The organism is Streptomyces yunnanensis, assembly GCF_029011865.1.
Taxonomy (GTDB): domain Bacteria; phylum Actinomycetota; class Actinomycetes; order Streptomycetales; family Streptomycetaceae; genus Streptomyces; species Streptomyces yunnanensis.
Map to the genome: position 1 here is coordinate 3,540,215 of NZ_CP095749.1, position 16,520 is coordinate 3,556,734.

Sequence of the window (16,520 nt, forward strand, 5' to 3'; positions counted from 1 at the left end):
GACGGCTTTACTCGGTTCCCGATTTCCGGGGTGCACAAGGCACGATGTTGAGCATGACCAACCTCCCCGTTGACGGCACCCCCCTCGCCGCCGACCCACTGACCCGCGCGGTACTCGAAATCGACGAGTACGCGGCCAGCCTCGGCTGGGACCAGCCCGCCCGTTTGTTCGCCCTCGTCGACACCGCCAAGCTCCGTGCACAGGAGCCCTCGCTCGCCGCCCAGCTGGGCATCGACGAGTCCACCGGCACCTCCCTGACCCCCATCGAGCAGGACGAGATCCCGGCCGGCACCCCGCTCGACGAGTTCCTCGCCACCATCGCCTGGCCCGACGCCGTCGTCGGCTGCGCACTGACCGTGGAACGCCTGATGCTGCCGCCGTCCGCCGAGAAGGCCGGGCCGGAGGGCATGTCCGAACGGCAGCTCGCCAAGTGGGTCGCCGAGCACCCCGAGCGCCAGGAGGTGCGGATGACGGTGGCCGTCCTGCGGGACGGCGCCCGCGAGTCGGCGCTGCGGCTGCGGGAGAAGGACTCCACCTCCGAGGTGCTGACCGGCAAGTCGCTGGTCCCCAGCCTCGCGGACGCCCTGACGGCGACCTTCGAGGACTAGGGCGCTTCTGACGGGCGGGACACCGGATGGATGCCCCGCCGTCGGCCTCGTACCTCGCTACCGGCCTGCCGGGCTGCAGCTCGGCAGGCCGGCGAGGTCGTTCTTGCGGATCTTCTCCAGCGCCTGCACCGCGTCCCCTATGGTGCCGACCTTGACCAGTCGGAGACCGCTGGGGGTGTCCTTCGCGGCGGCCGCGCAGTTCTCCTTGGGCGTCAGGAAGAACTCCGCGCCCTTGTCCCGCGCGCCGATCGTCTTCATCGAAATGCCGCCGATCGGGCCGACCTTGCCCTGGTCGTCGATGGTGCCCGTGCCGGCGACGAACCTGCCGCCGGTCAGATTGCCGCCGGGCGTGAGCTTGTCGACGATGCCGAGCGCGAACATCAGCCCGGCGCTGGGGCCGCCGACGTCGGCGAGCTTCACGTCGATGGTGAACGGGAAGGTGTGGTCCGCCTGGGCCTGGATGCCCACCACCGCCCGGCCGCCGTCCGCCGCCGTGGTGATCGCGACCTGCTTCAGCGGCCCCTCGGGCCGCTTGCCCTGCTTCTCCGCCGCGGCCGCGTCCTTGGCGGGGATGAGGGTGAAGACCACCTTCTCGCCCGGCTTGTGCCGGGTGACGAACTTGGCGACGTCGCCGGTCTGCCGGACCTCGTTGCCGTCCACCGCCTTGATCACGTCGCCGGCGTGCAGCACCCCGTCGGCCGGCTTGCCCTTGACGACCGCCCCCACCACGGTCTGGGTGGCGACCGGGATGTGCAGCTGCTTGAGCGCGGCGACCTTGGCGCTCTCCTGGGACTGCGTGAACTCCTCGGCGTTCTGCTGGTCGGCCTGCTCGGCCGTCTGCCCCTCGGGGTAGAGCGTCTTGTGCGGCACCACCGCGCTGCTCGGGTCCAGCCAGCCGTAGACCGCCTCGAAGAGGTTCATGTTGTAGTCCGGGCCGGTGACCCGCACCGTGGTCATGTTGAGGTTGCCGGAGGTCGGATACGTCTTGCGGCCGGAGATCTGCAGCACCGGCTCGCCGTTGTGGTCACCGAGGGTGTTGACCGTCGGTCCCGGCGACATCTCGGAATACGGGACGGGAATCAGCACCCCGGCGCAGAGCAGCGCGATCAGCATCAGGGTCGAGGCGAGCAGCGTCGCGGTGCGGCGTGGCATGGAACGACAGTACGGGACGGGTATGACAACCGGCCCGCGGGGCCGTCCGTACGGGGACGGGCGGACGACCGGGCCGCACCGGGCGCCGGCGGCGTCAGACCAGGTCCGAGGCGCCCTCGGGGACGGCGGCGGCGGGGACGGGAGCGGCGTGTTCCTTCTCCATCGCGGCGCGGAATCGGGCGTAGCCGGCCAGTTCGGCGACGTCCCCGGTCCGGCGGTTGCGCATGGCCCAGCTGCTCCAGAGCGCAGCGACCAGACCGGCCAGCACCGGAATCAGCAGCCAGAGGAGCGCTCCCATGGCGACCTCCCTACACCTAGCGCGCCCACGATCGACGAATAAACAGATTAACCATCTGCCACGTCAACGCTGGTGCCGGGGAGCGGGTTACGCAACCGGAACCGGGGGCACCGGTTCGGCCGCAGGCCAAGAGCCGGAAGCACTACGCGCCGGACCTCCGCCCCCTCGGAAGAAGGGCGCTACGCGCCCACCCGACCTCCACCCCCAGAAGAGAGCGCTTACGCGCCCACCCGCCCTCCCGTCACCCGACCTCCACCCCCAGAAGAGAGCGCTTACGCGCCCACCCACTCTTCTGTCCCGTCCGAGAAGGTCTGGTGCTTCCAGATGGGGACCTCGTGCTTGAGGTCGTCGATCAGCTTGCGGCAGGCGGCGAACGCCTCGGCACGGTGGGGGCAGGCCACCGCGACGACCACGGCCAGATCGCCGATGGCCAGATCGCCCACCCGGTGGACGGCGGCCAGCGCGCGGACCGGATAGTCGGCGACGACCTTCTCGGCGACCCGGCGCAGCTCCGCCGCGGCGGACGGATGGGCGGAGTAGCCCAGGCCGTCCACGTCCGTGCCGCCGTCGTGCGAGCGGACCGTGCCGACGAAGAGAGCCGTGCCGCCCGCCGCCTCGTCCCCGACGGCCGCGAAGACCTCGTCCACGGACAGCGCGGTGTCGCGGATCTCCAGGAGCCGGATGGGATCCTCGGCGCCCTGCTCACCAGGGTGGTCGCGGCCGGTGGACGGGCGGGAGTGCGTGCCAGACATGGTCCCATCGTGCCGCACCGGGCATGCCTCGGGGAATGGCCGTTTCCACCGGGCGTCCGGGGCCTCGTATGGAGGCTCGTACAGTAGGCGGCCCGCGATGCGCCCCCGGTGTACGCGGCGGCTCGTGGTCGGTGGCCCCGGTGGCGTCAGATGCGGCGGCGGGCCTTGCGGGCGCGGCGGACCAGGGCGGCGGTGCCCAGGAGGGCGACGGTGGCTCCGGCGGCGCCCGCGGCGGTGGCGTCCTTGCGGCCCAGCCGTCGGCCGGCGACCGTGTGCCGACCCGCGACCTCCTCCAGCAGCTCGGCGAGGACCTCCTCGTTGGTCCACCGGGGCCGCCAGCCCGCGTCGTGCAGCCGGCTGCCACTGACCACCCAGGGGTGCATGGTGTACGCGAGGTCCCCGGCTGGCGACGGCGTCAGGCCGATCCGGTGCAGGCGGGCGGCGGCGCCCAGCGCCACCGAGGACGGCAGCTCCATCCGTCTGATGCCGGAGAGCTCCTCGACCTCCTCCTGCTCCAGCCAGCCGTCGCAGCCCACCGCCAGCTCGCCCTCGACCTTCTCCAGGGCGGCGTACTCCAGGGCGCTGACCAGGTCCTCCACGTGGCAGAACTGCCAGGCCGGGCGGGATCCGGCGACCACCAGGAGGCGCGGCGACTCGAAGTAGCGGGTCAGCGCGGTGTCGGTGCCGCCGACCAGGACGGCGGGGCGCAGCACGGTGACGTTCAGGCCGGGGTGGGCGCGCGGGGCGCGGCGCGCCAGGTGCTCGATCTCCAGGAGGTCGCCGACCCCGGTGGCGTCCGCGGTGGCGCGCAGCTCGGCGTCCTCGGCGAGCGGGACGTCGTTGTCGGGCAGCGCCCCGTAGACCATGGCGGAGGTGCACAGCACCACCCGGTGGACGCCGGCGGCCGCGGCGGCGGTCAGCACGGTCTGGGTGCCGCGCACGTTGTAGGCGGTGCGGGCCGCGGCGTCGGTCTCCAGGTCGAGGTCGAGGGCGAGATGGACGACGACGTCCGCTCCGCGCAGTTTGTCGGCGATGGCGGGGTCGCGGACGTCCAGGACGTGCCACTTCGCCTCGGCGATGTCGCCGGGGCGTTCGTCGATGGCCACCACCTCCTTGACCTCGTCGGACGCGACCAGGGCACGGGTGAGCAGCGCGCCGACCCCGGAGGCGGCTCCGGTGACGGCGACGACGGGGCGGCGCAGCGGCCGGTCGGCGCCGACCGGGGTGCGGTCTGCCTGATCGGCTGTGGCGGCAGCGTTTCGCGCTGCGCGAACGGTCGGATCTGGGGAACTCACCGGGCGTCTCCAGCGGTTGTCTTCAGTACGGGCACGACGAACGCGTCCGCACCAGGTGACATCCATCCTGCCGCAGACACCGGGACAGCGAAGCACCGAGCCCCGAGGCGGGGCGAGTGTCTACGCTGGAGGTGATGTCGGGCAGCCGCCGTCGGCGTAGGGCCGGCGGCCCTACGAGCCGAGGAAACCCGTGAGTGACACCCCATTTGGATTCGGCCTTCCGCCGGAGGAGCCGGAGGACGGCGACAACGGCAAGAAGAAGGACGGCCAGGGAGGTAGCCAGGGCCCCGCGAACCCCTTCGGGTTCGGCGGCGGGAGCGGCGCTGCGGACAATCCGTTCGCGGCGCTCTTCGGCGGCATGGGCGGACCCGGCGGCCAGATGAACCCTGGCGACCTCGGCGCCGCCTTCCAGCGGCTCGGCCAGATGCTCTCCTACGAGGGCGGCCCGGTGAACTGGGAGATGGCCAAGGACATCGCGCGGCAGACCGTCGCGCAGGGCGCCGAGGACGGCAGCAAGGACGCCAGCGTCTCCGCCGGTGAGCGGACCGCGGTCCAGGAGGCCGTACGCCTGGCCGACCTGTGGCTGGACGGTGTGACGTCGCTCCCGTCGGGCGCCGGCTCGGTGGTGGCCTGGAGCCGCGCCGAGTGGGTCGAGGAGACCCTGCCGGTGTGGCGGGATCTGGTCGATCCGCTCGCCGAGCGGGTCGGGTCGGCGATGGGCGAGGTGATGCCCGAGGAGATGCAGGCCATGGCAGGCCCGCTGCTCGGGATGATGCGCTCCATGGGCGGTGCCATGTTCGGCACCCAGATCGGGCAGGCGCTGGGCGTGCTGGCCTCCGAGGTCGTCGGTTCGACGGACGTCGGGCTGCCGCTGGGCCCGGCCGGCAAGGCCGCGCTGCTGCCGGCGAACGTCCAGGCGTTCGGTGCCGGGCTGGGCGTCCCGGAGGAGGAGGTGCGGCTCTACCTGGCCCTGCGCGAGGCCGCCCACCAGCGGCTCTTCGCCCATGTGCCGTGGCTGCGCTCGCATCTGTTCGGCGCCGTCGAGGGCTATGCCCGCGGCATCAAGGTCGACACGACCAAGCTGGAGGACATGGTCGGCCAGATCGACCCGCAGCACCCCGAGGAGCTGCAGAACGCCCTCCAGGGCGGCATGTTCCAGCCCGAGGACACCCCGGAGCAGAAGGCCGCGCTGGCCCGTCTGGAGACCGCGCTGGCGCTCGTCGAGGGCTGGGTGGACGCGGTGGTGCACGCCGCCGCCAAGCCGCACCTGCCGTCCGCCGACAAGCTCCGGGAGACCCTGCGGCGGCGCCGGGCCACCGGCGGCCCGGCCGAGCAGACGTTCTCCACGCTGATCGGCCTCCAGCTGCGTCCGCGGCGCCTGCGGGACGCCTCGCGGCTGTGGGCCTCCCTGACGGACGCGCGGGGCCTGGAAGGCCGCGACGGCCTGTGGGAGCACCCGGACATGCTGCCGACGGCGGCCGACCTGGACGACCCGGACGGCTTCGTGCACCGCGAGCACCTGGACTTCTCCGAGCTCGACAAGATGCTGGGCGAGGCGGCGAGCGGCGGCGGACCGCACCTGACCAAGCGGCCCGGGGACGCCGAGGGCACCGGGGACGGCCCGGCCGACGGCGGCCCGCGCGGCCCCGAGGACGAGGGCAAGGGTGACGGCGCCAAGTGAGCCTGCGTGAGGACGCGGCGCGGGTGCTCAAGGAGTGGCCCGCGCCGTCGGCCGACCAGGAGCGGCTGCGACTGGCCTATCTGGACCATCTCGCGGCCCATCGGGACGGCATGTGGAAGCCGTGCAAGGACGGGCACATCACGGCCAGTGCGCTGGTGGTCGACCCGGCCGGCGGCCGGGTGCTGCTCACGTTGCACCGCAAGTTGAAGATGTGGCTCCAGATGGGCGGCCACTGCGAGCCGGAGGACGCCTCACTGGCCGACGCGGCGCTGCGCGAGGCGCGTGAGGAGTCCGGGATCGCGCACGGGCTGACGCTGCTGGGCGGCACGCCGGTGCGGCTGGACCGGCATCAGACGCCCTGCGCGGAGCACCTGGACGTCCAGTACGCCGCGCTGGCGCCGGCGGACGCGGTGGCGGCGATCAGCGACGAGTCGCTGGACCTGCGGTGGTTCCGCTACGACGAGGTGCCCTCGGTCGCCGACGACTCGGTGGTGCGCCTGGTGGCGGACACCCGCGCGCTGCTGTCCGCGAGCTCCTGACGAACCATCACCTCCGGCGTCCGCCCTCCTCGGGGCGGACGCCGGAGGCATGTCCGGACCGGGTCGCTCAGCGCCCCCGGTGCGGGTCGCCCTGGGGATCGCCCGGGGCTCCCGGATATTCGGGGTGCGGCCAGGGCCCCGTGCCGCCGTCCACCGGGGCCGGCGCGCCCTGCCCCGGATACGGGGCGTACGGGGCTCCCGGGGGCTGCTGACCGTACGCACCCGGGGGCGGGAGCGGCACGGGCTGCCCCTGGGGCGCGCCGTATCCGCCGGGCGGCGGGGGCTGCTGACCGTACGGAGGCGGTGGCGGGGGCTGCTGACCCTGCGGAGGCAGCGGGGGCGGCTGTTGCCCGTACGGAGGCGGCGGGGGCTGCTGACCATAGGGGGGCAGCGGGGGCGGCTGCTGGCCCTGCGGAGGCGGTGGCGGCGGCTGCTGACCGTTGGGGAAGCCGCCGGGGGCCTGGCCGTACAGGGGCGGCGGAGGCGGAGGCTGGGTGCCGCGCACGCCCGGAGGCGGGGGCGGCGGCGGGGGCGGCCCCTGTACGCCCGGGTGCGGCGCCGGGCCACCGGGCGGGACCAGCGGCGCGATGACCGTCGGCGCACTGTGGATCTGCGCGGCGGCCGGCTGCGGCAGCGGGGGCGGAGTCTGCTGGGGGTGCTGTGGCATCGGGGCGCGCGGGTCCGGGGCGGACGCCACGGGCGGTGCCGGGACGAACGCGGGCGGCACCGCGGACGGGGCGGGGCCCGGGACCGGCGGCGGCAGCAGGAAGTCGGGCCCGCCCTGCGCGGCGGGCGGCGCCGTCGCCGCGCCGGTCTCGTCGCCCTCCTCCAGGACCTCGCCGCCGAAGTTCGTCAGCAGCGCTTCCAGTCCACCGTCGAAGCCCTGGCCGACCGCGGCGAACCGCCAGACGTCCTTGACGTAGAGGTCGCCGAGCATCACAGCGCGCTCGGTGCTGAACTCGCCGCCGGTGAAGGGGTACCGGGCCACCTCTTCGCCGCCGGCCACGAGGCGGAGGCAGCCGGGGCCGATCTGCGCCATCTGCCCCGCCCCGTCGAGGGCGGCGGTGAAGGTCAGCTTCCGGATGTGCGGGGGGACGCGGTCGAGGGCTACCTGGAAGGAGTCGGTGTCGCCGTCCCGCGGGCCGAGTTGCCGGATCGCCCCCTCGGGCGTCGTGGGCTGGTTGTAGAAGACGAAGTAGCGGTCGTCGGAGAGCCGTTCGTCGGCGTCCAGTCCGAAGCAGCTGATGTCGAAGGTCAGACCGGGGCCGGCGATCTGCACCCCGATATACAGGTCCCGTTCCGCCGTCAGATCGGCAAGCCTGGCCTTGTGGCCGCGTTGGAATTGCCTGGCCATGTGCAACGCCCCTCCCCCACTCTCGCGCTCAGTCCTTACCCGCGCCAGGCTAGCCCCTGGCGCGGGCGGCCAGCGGCGCCGGTGCGCGTCGGGGGACGGCCCGTCCCGGTCAGCGGCGGCGGGCGGCGGGCAGATGCGGCAGCCGGTCGGCGGCCACCACGCCTTCGAGATAGCCGCGGGCCCGTTCCGTGCGCGGATAGGGCTCCAGCAGGCGCCAGAACTCCGGCCCGTGGCCGGGGACGAGAAGGTGCGCCAGCTCGTGCAGCAGGACGTAGTCGATGACGTACTCCGGCATGCCCTGCAGGCGGTGCGACAGGCGGATGCTGCCCTCGGCCGGAGTGCACGACCCCCAGCGGGTGTTCTGGTTGGTGACCCAGCGGACCGTCGCCGGCCGGGCCCGCCCGTCGAGGTACTGCCCGGAGAGCCGCTCGGCCCGCTCGGTCAGTTCGTCGTCGCCCAGCATCCGCTTGCTCTCCTGGGCGGCGAGCTTGTCCAGCATGACCGCCACCCAGCGCTGCTCCTCGGCCTGCGACATCCGGGCCGGGATCAGGACGATGGTGCGGTCGCCCTCGCGGTAAGCGGAGACCGTCCGCCGCCGCCGTGTGCTGCGGCGCACCTCGACCGTGCGGGCCGGCGGGCTCGGCTCGACCCGGCGCGGGGGGTCGGCGGCGCGGCGCAGGGGCGTCTCCCCGGATCCGCGCGGGGAAGGGTCGGCGGGCACGCGCCCGACGTTACCCGCTGGCACTGCGGGAAGTCCCGCCGCACGGACGGTTCGCCACCTGAACGCCCCGGCGCGCACGGCTCGTAGGAGTAATGCCCCGGCGCCTGTGGATAACTTCCGTGCCGTTCGCGCGGCCGGCGCATGCTGGGGGTCGGACGAGAAGAGACGGGGGGCGGATGGCATGCATCCGATGCTCAAGCCCGCGCTGCGGCGCGGCTGGCGGGACCGGGAGACGGTGCGGTTCGGCGTGGCGCCGGCCCATGCGCGGGTGGTCGGGCCGCTCGACCTCGCGACCGGCTGCTTCATGGAGCTGATCGACGGCACCCGCTCGCTGGCACAACTGGTCGACGAGGCCGTGGCGCTGGACGTCCCGCCGGAGCGGGCGCGCGGGGTGGTGGCGCGGCTCGGCGCGGCAGGGCTGCTGGAGGCGCCGGCGGATGAGGGGCCGTCGGACGGCGCCGTGCGGGCGGACGGCCCGGCGGTCGAGCGGCTGCGGGCGGATCTGGCCGCGCTGGCGGTGCGGCAGCGGGGAGGCGCCGCGGGGCCGCTCGCGCAGATGGCGGCACGACGGTCGGTCCGGGTCAAGGTGAAGGGCGCGGGGCGGGTGGGCGCCCAGATCGCGGCGCTGCTGGCGGCGTCGGGGATCGGCCGGGTGGACGCGGTCGACGGCGGCACGGTCGCACCGTGGGACGTCGTCCCGGGCGGGCCGGCGGCCGGTGAGATCGGCGAGCGGCGGGGCGACGCCGCGCGCCGGCTGGTCCGGGAGTCCTCCCCGTGGAGCCGCCGGCCGCGGCCGGGCGCCCCCGTCACCGAGTCCGGCGAGCCCGGCATCTCGCTCCTGGTGCTCGCCCCGCGCGACGGCCTCGGTGCCTACGCCCCCGATCCGGTGCTCGCCGAGCCGCTGCTCGCCGCGGGCATCCCGCACCTCTACGCGGGTGTGCTGGAGGGCACCGGAGTGGTGGGCCCGCTGGTGGTGCCCGGCGTCTCGGCCTGCGCCGGCTGCGACGAACTCCGGCGCACGGACGCGGAACCAGCCTGGCCGCGCCTGCTCGCGCAGTGGCGCTCGGGGCGCGGCACACCGGCGGTGCCGGCCTGTGACGCCTCGCTGGCGACGGCGGTCGCCGGGCTCGCCGCCGTCCAGGCGCTGGCGTTCCTCGACGGCGAGCCGCCGCCGTGCACAGGGGCGCGGATGGAGCTCCCCCTGCCGTGCGCGAGCGCCCGGACGGTGCGGATCGCCCCGCATCCCGACTGCGGCTGCGGGGCCGCCGCCGTACGGGGCGCGGCGGACGCCTCGGTTCCGCGGCCGCGACACGCAACAATGACGGGGTAACCCCGGTAGGGGACGGTGTGAGTTGGAGGGGCGCATGTCTGATCTTCCCCGCAAGGCGGTCACCCGGACCGCCAAGCTGGCCGCGCTGCCACTGGGGTTCGCCGGCCGTGCCACCTGGAGCCTGGGCAAACGGCTCGGCGGCAGATCCGCCGAGATCGTCGGCCGGGAGCTCCAACAGCGCACCGCGGAGCAGCTCTTCAAGGTGCTCGGCGAACTGAAGGGCGGTGCGATGAAGTTCGGCCAGGCACTGTCCGTCTTCGAGTCGGCGCTGCCGGAGGAGGTCGCCGGTCCCTACCGCGCGGCCCTGACGAAGCTCCAGGAAGCGGCACCGCCGATGCCGACGAGCACCGTGCACGCCGTGCTGGCCGAGCGGCTCGGCGCGGACTGGCGGGAACTGTTCGAGGAGTTCGAGGACAAGCCGTCCGCGGCGGCGTCGATCGGGCAGGTGCACCGGGCGGTGTGGCACGACGGCCGGGAGGTGGCCGTCAAGGTGCAGTACCCGGGGGCGGGCCCGGCTCTGCTGTCGGACCTGACGCAGCTCAGCCGGTTCGCGCGGCTGCTCGGACCGCTGATCCCGGGCATGGACATCAAGCCGCTCATCACCGAGCTGCGCGACCGGGTCTCGGAGGAGCTGGACTACGCCCTGGAGGCCGAGGCCCAGCAGGCGCACGCCACGGAGTTCGCCGGCGATCCGGACGTGGTGGTGCCGGCCGTGGTGCACCAGAGCGACCAGGTGCTGGTGACGGAGTGGCTGGAGGGGGTGCCACTGTCGGAGGTGATCGCCGACGGCACCGAGGAGCAGCGCGACCGCGCCGGCCAGTTGCTGGCGCACTTCCTGTTCTCCGGTCCGGCGCGCACGGGCCTGCTGCACGCCGACCCGCACCCGGGCAACTTCCGGCTGCTGCCCGGGGCGGAGCCGGACGGTCCGGTGTCGCAGTGGCGGCTGGGCGTACTGGACTTCGGCACGGTCGACCGGCTGCCCGACGGGCTGCCGCCGACGATCGGCACCTCGCTGCGGATGGCCCTGGACGGCGAGGCGGACGCGGTCTACCGCATGCTGTGCGAGGAGGGCTTCGTCAAGGAGTCCATCGAGCTGGATCCGGACACAGTGCTGGAGTACCTGCTGCCGATCATCGAGCCCGCGCAGGTGGAGGCGTTCACCTTCACCCGGGGCTGGATGCGCCGCCAGGCGACCCGGATCGGCGACCCGCGCTCCCCCGCGCACCAGTTGGGCAAGCAGCTCAATCTGCCGCCCTCCTACCTCCTGATACACCGTGTGACGTTGAGCACTATCGGGGTGCTGTGCCAGCTGGGTGCCACGGTGCGGCTGCGCGACGAGCTGGAGGCGTGGATGCCGGGCTTCCTGCCGGAGGACGCGGCCGAGGAGGAACCGGGCGCGGACGAGCCGGGCGCGGAGAGTTCTGCCGGGGATCCGGCGGAGAGTCCGGCCTGACCGTCACCACCAGCTGGAGTCCAGCCGGCCCTCGATGGCACGGATGTTGTCCCGGGCGCAGCGGTCGCAGAAGTACCGGCGCTCGCCGTTCTCGACCGAGCAGGTCCAGGTCGGCGGGGCGCCCTCGGCCACCGCGCCGCATCGCGCGCAGACCGTGCCGTCGGGGGTCAACTCCGCCTGTCGATGCGTCTTCTGGTCCACCATCCGACGATATCCCCGCAGGCCCCGCGAATCGGGGCGCAACGCAGCACGGGGCCCGTCCTGTCGGACGGACCCCGTGGTGACGAAGCCTCAGTGTGCGGTGCGGGGGTGCCCGGTCACTGCATCACGGCCATGGCCAGCGCCCGCCGGGCGCGCAGCGACGCGCGCTCGGCGCGCCGCTGCATCCGCCGCGCGGCGGCGAGCCGATGTCCCCTGCGTTGGGACTCGGCTTCCTGCAGGCGTTGTTCCACATGGGCCCTGGCCAGGGCTTCTGGCATGAGTTGCATGGCGAGGTTCCTGTTCTGGCGCGACTCGAGGGCGCCGAAGTTCGCGGGAGCGGTGGTCTCGGTGAAAGTCGGGTTCATCGTGGGGTCCTGCTTCTGGGGGTCCCGGGTGACGGGACGGTCGATCGTTCCTGTGCGGGCGGTGTTCATGCCACGACCGGGTTCTTGCGCGGACGGCCCCGCGGACGCTTGCGCGGCACGACGACGCCCTGGACGAAGAGCTCGCCGCCCCAGACGCCCCACGGCTCGCGGCGGTCCTTGGCGCCGGCCAGGCACGCCTCACGCACCGGGCAGGTCTGACACAGCGTCTTGGCGTACTCGACGTCGGCCGGGGACTCTGCGAAGAAGACCTCGGGGTCGTAGGTGCGGCACGGTACGGCGGTGCCGAGGCGGTCGATCTCGTCGTCGAGCTCGGTGAGGGGCAACAAGGGGTTCTCCTGGAGGTCAGGCGGAGGGATCAGGTCGGTGGCGGACGGGGTGTGCGACTGGAGTTGCACGGTGGTGTGTTCCTCGTCTGTTCCGGCCCGGCTGGTGGCGGGCGCGTTGGGCAAAACAAAAGGACCGCGGATCCCGGTGTGGGTTCCGCGGCCCTGGAAGGTGCCGACCTGATCGCCGATCAGGCTGGATCTCTCCAGGGTTCGAGGCCGCGGTAGGCCCACATGTCGTTCTGAGGCTGGTACTGCTCCCGGGATTCGGCACCATTGGCCGCCGTCGCGAAGGCGAAGGCATGCGCCGCCGTCGCTACTGCTGCCGCGGGTGCCTCGGTCGGTCGCGCGATGCGCTCGCTCGCCGTCAGGGAGGCGAGGGCGGCCGGACGCGCGACCTTGGTACCGGACAGGCGGCCGAGGCCGGACAGACCGGTGCCCAGGAGCGAGATGCCGAGAGCGCAGGGGGCGACGACCGAGGGATCGGTCATTTTGTGGGTCTCGATGAAGCTGATCACTGGGCTCGCCTCCTCTCGGCGTCTCGGGGACCGGGAAACCCGGTCCAGGGTGTTCAAGTACAGCACGGATTCATCGGATCTCGGAAGTTCCGTTGTTTCCGCTGCTTCCGAAGGCTATGGGGATGCGCTCCGCGCGCGCAAACTATTTTTCCGACGAGTTTTCCGCGCCGTCCTCGCACCCCTCCGCGACGGCGCCGCCGGGCTCCTCACCGGCGCAGATCGCCAGCACGTCGGCGCCGAAGCGGTCGAGCTTGCGACGGCCCACGCCGGGGATGACGGCGAGCTCCTCGGCGGCCGTCGGGACGACCTCGGCGATGGCCATCAGGGTCTTGTCGGTGAAGACGCAGTAGGCGGGCTGACGGGTCCGGGCGGCCTGCCCGGCGCGCCAGTCCCGCAGCCGGTCGTAGAGCGCCTCGTCGAGCTCCGAGGGGCACTCCTCGCAGCGCATCAGCTTCATCTCGCCGGGGTCGGTCAGCGTGCGGTTGCAGACCCGGCAGCGGGCCGGGCTGCGGTGCGTCCGCCGGGGCCGGCCGGGGGCCGCCGGGGCGCTGCCGCCGCGCTCGACGCCGCCCCTGAGCACGCCCGCGCCGCCGCGGTGGCCCGCCGCGCGGGAGCCGGGCCGGAGGCCGTCCAGGAAGCGGCTGGCGCTGCGCGAGGGCCGCCCGCCGGGCGAGCGGGCCAGCGACCAGGACAGCGCCAGGTGGCGCCGGGCCCGGGTGATGCCGACGTAGAGCAGCCGGCGCTCCTCCTCGACCTGCTCGTCGGTGCGGGCGTGGTGGATCGGCAGCATGCCCTCGGTGAGGCCGACCAGGAACACCGCGTCCCACTCCAGGCCCTTGGCGGCGTGCAGCGAGGCGAGGGTGACGCCCTCGACGGTCGGGGCGTGCTGGGCGCCGGCCCGCTCGTCGAGTTCGGCGACGAGGTCGGCGAGGGTGGCCGTCGGACGGGCCCGGGCGAAGTCCTCGGCGAGTCGCACCAGGGCGGCGAGCGACTCCCAGCGGTCGCGCACGGCGCCGGAGCCGGCCGGCGGCCGGTCGGTCCAGCCCATGTCGCTGAGCACCGCGCGGACCTCGGAGGGCAGTCCGGTCGCGCCGGCGAGCAGGGTGTCGTTGCCGCCGAAGCGGGCCGCGCCGCGCAGCTTGGCGCCGGCCTCGCGCACCTCGGGCCGCTCGAAGAACCGCTCGGCGCCGCGCAGCTGGTAGGGCACCCCGGCGTCGGCGAGGGCCTGCTCGTAGACCTCGGACTGGGCGTTGATGCGGAACAGGACCGCGATCTCGCTCGCCGGGACGCCGGTGGCGATCAGGTCGCGGATCCGGCGGGCGGTGCCCTCGGCCTCGGCGGGCTCGTCGGCGTACTCGGTGAAGACCGGCTCGGTGTCCGGCTCGCGCTGCGAGATCAGCTCCAGGCGGTGCTCGGCGGCCCGGCCCCGGGCCCGGGAGAGCAGGCCGTTGGCGAGGTGGACGACCTGGGGGGTGGAGCGGTAGTCGCGGACGAGCTTGACGACCGTGGCGTGCGGGTGGCGGACCCGGAAGTCGAGGAGGTGGTCCGGGGTGGCGCCGGTGAAGCTGTAGATGGTCTGGCTGGCGTCGCCCACCACGCACAGGCTGTCACGGTCTCCCAGCCACAGCTCCAGCAGCCGCTGCTGGAGCGGGCTGACGTCCTGGTACTCGTCGACGACGAAGTGCTGGTACTGGCTGCGGACCTGCTCGGCGATGTCGTGCCGGTCCTGGAGCACGCCGACCGTGAGCAGCAGCACGTCCTCGAAGTCGATGGTGCCGCGGTCGCGCTTGAGCTGCTCGTACGTGGCGTAGATCTGGCCGATCTCGGCGGGGTCGCGGGGCGCCTCGCGGCCGGCCTTGGCGGCCGCGGCCGGGTAGTCGGCCGGCACCGTCTGGGTGACCTTGGACCACTCGACCTCGCCGGTGACGTCGCGCAGCTCGTTGCGGTCCAGGCGGAGGCGGCAGCGGGCGGCGGCCTCGGCGATCAGCGGGCCCTTGCGGTCCAGCAGCCGCGGCAGCTCGCCGCCGATCGCCCGGGGCCAGAAGAACTGGAGCTGGCGCAGGGCGGCGGAGTGGAAGGTGCGGGCCTGCACGCCGGCCGCGCCGAGCTGCCGGAGCCGGCCGCGCATCTCGCCGGCCGCGCGGGCGGTGAAGGTGACCGCGAGCACACTGGCGGGCTGGAGGATCCCGGCCCGGACGCCGTAGGCGATGCGGTGGGTGATCGCGCGGGTCTTGCCGGTGCCGGCACCGGCCAGGACGCACACCGGTCCGTGCAGGGCGGTGGCGACCTCGCGCTGCTCGGGGTCGAGCCCGTCGAGCACCGCGTCGGCCGTCGCCGGAACCTGCGGGAAGAGAGTGGCGTCCGTTGCTGCTGTCACCCCGCCATGCTGCCAGGTCCGCGGAGGCACCCGGGAAAGCCGTCCACACCGGCCGGGGACCGGTCGTACCGGTGGGCCGGGCCGGGGACGGCGGCGGGCGCCGGTGGGCGGGCGGGAATGGTCCGGGCCCGGTGCGCGTTGTGAGGGACGGTGCCACGGCGTCGACTGGACGCGCGTGGCACATGATCACGAGAGAAACCGAGCTAAGGAGCGCGGGACGCATGGCGGGCACTGTGACGATGTACAGCACGACCTGGTGCGGATACTGCCGTCGGCTGAAGGGCCAGATGGACCGCGAGGGCATTGCCTACACCGAGATCAACATCGAGCAGGACCCGGAGTCCGCGGCGTTCGTCGAGAAGGCCAACGGCGGCAACCAGACGGTGCCGACCGTGCTCTTCGCCGACGGCACGACGCTGACCAACCCGTCCCTGGCGCAGGTCAAGGAGAAGGTGGCCGCGGCCTGAGGGCCCGGCGCACCGCCGAAGCGGGGCCGTCGGCCGGTCCGGTGAGGGAGCCGGCCGGCGGCCCCATGCCGTCCGCGGTCCCGGCCGGGACGTCGTCCGCGGCCGGGACCGAGAGGGTCAGGGCCTGGGCAGCGGCTTGCCGTACCACTGCTCGATGAGCCGTGCCGCGATGGAGATGCCGTAGGGCGGGAGGACCTCGCCGGAGGCGAAGGCGGCGGTGAGGTCGTCCCGGGAGAACCACCGGGCCTCCTCGATCTCCTCGCCGTCCACCTGGATCTCGGAGGAGGTGGCGCGGGCCATGAAGCCCAGCATCAGGCTGGAGGGGAAGGGCCAGGGCTGGCTGGCGACGTACTCGACGTCGCCGACGACCACGCCGGCCTCCTCGTAGACCTCCCGGGCGACCGACTGCTCGATGGACTCGCCCGGTTCGACGAAGCCCGCGAGGGTGGAGAAGCGCCCCTCGGGCCAGTGGACCTGGCGGCCGAGCAGGGCGCGGTCCTGCTCGTCGGTGACGAGCATGATCACGGCCGGGTCGGTGCGCGGGTAGTGCTCGGCGCCACAGGCCGGGCAGCGCCGGATGTGGCCGGCCGCCGCGATGACCGTCCGCTCTCCGCAGCGGGAGCAGAAGCGGTGCATCCGCTGCCAGTTCTCCAGGGCCACGGCGTGGACGAGGAGGCCGGCGTCCCGGGGGGAGAGCAGCAGACCGGCCTCGCGGAGTCCGGCGGCGCGGGCGGACTGGTCCAGGCGGCCGGGCAGCGAGTCCTTCTGGAGGGCGAAGTAGCTGACCCCGTCCTCGTCGGTGCCGAGGTAGTAGCGGTGGGCCTCGGTCAGCGGCGCCTCGAAAGACGGCGTCATGATCAGTTCGGTGCGGCCGTCAGGGGTGTCGTCGATCAGCGCCTGGCCCCCGGACACGACGAAGACGCGCGTCGTCGGGTGGCTCCAGGCCGCCGCCAGCCATGCCTCGTCGAGACGGTGATGGGCGGAGCGGTCAATTCCGCTCGGCGCGCTGAAGGTGATCGGTCGATCGGCCGTGCTGTCGGTCCAGGTGGTCACTGCTGTTTCCAA

The 16,520-nt window shown here is 73.7% G+C and carries 17 protein-coding genes and 1 pseudogene; 6 read left to right on the top strand and 12 right to left on the bottom strand.

The window, feature by feature from the left end; translation table 11 throughout:
- The first annotated feature begins 53 nt into the window (after positions 1 to 53).
- Entirely contained in the window at positions 54 to 608 is a 555-nt protein-coding gene (locus tag MOV08_RS15310; RefSeq protein ID WP_039632952.1) for a PPA1309 family protein, read from the top strand.
- A gap of 57 nt (positions 609 to 665) precedes the next feature.
- Here the strand turns inward: MOV08_RS15310 and MOV08_RS15315 are convergent, their stop codons facing one another.
- The 4 genes from MOV08_RS15315 to MOV08_RS15330 form a co-directional block, all read right to left on the bottom strand.
- The gene (locus MOV08_RS15315; protein WP_039632953.1) at positions 666 to 1,760 is read right to left on the bottom strand and encodes a YlbL family protein; all 1,095 of its coding nucleotides are present in this window, start codon (positions 1,758 to 1,760) and stop codon (positions 666 to 668) included.
- A 94-nt stretch (positions 1,761 to 1,854) separates the two neighbouring features.
- A complete protein-coding gene (locus MOV08_RS15320; protein ID WP_039632955.1) occupies positions 1,855 to 2,058 on the bottom strand; it encodes a hypothetical protein in 204 nt (67 codons plus the stop codon).
- A gap of 272 nt (positions 2,059 to 2,330) precedes the next feature.
- The gene (locus MOV08_RS15325; protein ID WP_039632957.1) at positions 2,331 to 2,810 is read right to left on the bottom strand and encodes a molybdenum cofactor biosynthesis protein MoaE; all 480 of its coding nucleotides are present in this window, start codon (positions 2,808 to 2,810) and stop codon (positions 2,331 to 2,333) included.
- Between the two features lie 146 nt (positions 2,811 to 2,956).
- On the bottom strand, positions 2,957 to 4,105 hold the full coding sequence (locus MOV08_RS15330) for an SDR family oxidoreductase (protein ID WP_039632959.1): 1,149 nt from the start codon (positions 4,103 to 4,105) through the stop codon (positions 2,957 to 2,959).
- Positions 4,106 to 4,295: 190 nt separating this feature from the next.
- On the opposite strand from MOV08_RS15330, the gene MOV08_RS15335 reads away from it, so the two are divergent.
- Together MOV08_RS15335 and MOV08_RS15340 are read left to right on the top strand one after the other, a co-directional pair.
- Entirely contained in the window at positions 4,296 to 5,786 is a 1,491-nt protein-coding gene (locus MOV08_RS15335; RefSeq protein WP_039632961.1) for a zinc-dependent metalloprotease, read from the top strand.
- On the top strand, positions 5,783 to 6,325 hold the full coding sequence (locus MOV08_RS15340) for an NUDIX hydrolase (RefSeq protein WP_275307763.1): 543 nt from the start codon (positions 5,783 to 5,785) through the stop codon (positions 6,323 to 6,325). Before MOV08_RS15335 ends, MOV08_RS15340 begins: the two co-directional genes overlap by 4 nt.
- 217 nt (positions 6,326 to 6,542) lie before the next feature.
- Here MOV08_RS15340 and MOV08_RS15345 read toward each other — a convergent pair.
- Positions 6,543 to 7,679, bottom strand: a pseudogene (locus tag MOV08_RS15345) (TerD family protein); the annotation flags it as partial.
- A 109-nt stretch (positions 7,680 to 7,788) separates the two neighbouring features.
- The gene (locus MOV08_RS15350) at positions 7,789 to 8,400 is read right to left on the bottom strand and encodes a M48 metallopeptidase family protein (RefSeq protein ID WP_039632965.1); all 612 of its coding nucleotides are present in this window, start codon (positions 8,398 to 8,400) and stop codon (positions 7,789 to 7,791) included.
- Positions 8,401 to 8,590: 190 nt separating this feature from the next.
- Between MOV08_RS15350 and MOV08_RS15355 the strand changes: the two genes are divergently transcribed.
- Positions 8,591 to 9,730, top strand: coding sequence for a ThiF family adenylyltransferase (locus MOV08_RS15355; RefSeq protein ID WP_203232698.1), 1,140 nt, complete (start codon positions 8,591 to 8,593; stop codon positions 9,728 to 9,730).
- Between the two features lie 34 nt (positions 9,731 to 9,764).
- Complete coding sequence (locus tag MOV08_RS15360) at positions 9,765 to 11,183, top strand: ABC1 kinase family protein (protein WP_275307764.1); 1,419 nt, start codon at positions 9,765 to 9,767, stop codon at positions 11,181 to 11,183.
- Positions 11,184 to 11,186: 3 nt separating this feature from the next.
- Here the strand turns inward: MOV08_RS15360 and MOV08_RS15365 are convergent, their stop codons facing one another.
- The 5 genes from MOV08_RS15365 to MOV08_RS15385 all read right to left on the bottom strand — a co-directional run bounded on the left by MOV08_RS15365 (position 11,187) and on the right by MOV08_RS15385 (position 14,988).
- Positions 11,187 to 11,387, bottom strand: coding sequence for a hypothetical protein (locus MOV08_RS15365; RefSeq protein WP_039632974.1), 201 nt, complete (start codon positions 11,385 to 11,387; stop codon positions 11,187 to 11,189).
- Between the two features lie 113 nt (positions 11,388 to 11,500).
- Positions 11,501 to 11,818: a hypothetical protein gene (locus tag MOV08_RS15370; protein ID WP_039632976.1), complete on the bottom strand. Its 318-nt coding sequence runs from the start codon at positions 11,816 to 11,818 to the stop codon at positions 11,501 to 11,503.
- Entirely contained in the window at positions 11,815 to 12,165 is a 351-nt protein-coding gene (locus tag MOV08_RS15375; RefSeq protein WP_039640881.1) for a WhiB family transcriptional regulator, read from the bottom strand. The genes MOV08_RS15370 and MOV08_RS15375 overlap by 4 nt, the downstream gene beginning before the upstream one ends.
- Before the next feature lie 119 nt (positions 12,166 to 12,284).
- Positions 12,285 to 12,611, bottom strand: a complete 327-nt coding sequence (locus MOV08_RS15380; protein ID WP_275307765.1) for a hypothetical protein — start codon at positions 12,609 to 12,611, stop codon at positions 12,285 to 12,287.
- 142 nt (positions 12,612 to 12,753) lie between these two features.
- A complete protein-coding gene (locus tag MOV08_RS15385) occupies positions 12,754 to 14,988 on the bottom strand; it encodes an ATP-dependent DNA helicase UvrD2 (protein ID WP_052286750.1) in 2,235 nt (744 codons plus the stop codon).
- A 221-nt stretch (positions 14,989 to 15,209) separates the two neighbouring features.
- On the opposite strand from MOV08_RS15385, the gene MOV08_RS15390 reads away from it, so the two are divergent.
- Positions 15,210 to 15,455 (top strand): mycoredoxin, encoded by a 246-nt coding sequence (locus MOV08_RS15390; protein ID WP_039632983.1) that lies wholly within the window; start codon positions 15,210 to 15,212, stop codon positions 15,453 to 15,455.
- A gap of 117 nt (positions 15,456 to 15,572) precedes the next feature.
- Here the strand turns inward: MOV08_RS15390 and nudC are convergent, their stop codons facing one another.
- Positions 15,573 to 16,508 carry an NAD(+) diphosphatase gene (gene nudC / locus MOV08_RS15395; RefSeq protein ID WP_039632985.1) on the bottom strand — a complete coding sequence of 312 codons (936 nt, stop codon included), beginning with the start codon at positions 16,506 to 16,508 and terminating at the stop codon, positions 15,573 to 15,575.
- Positions 16,509 to 16,520 lie beyond the last annotated feature (12 nt).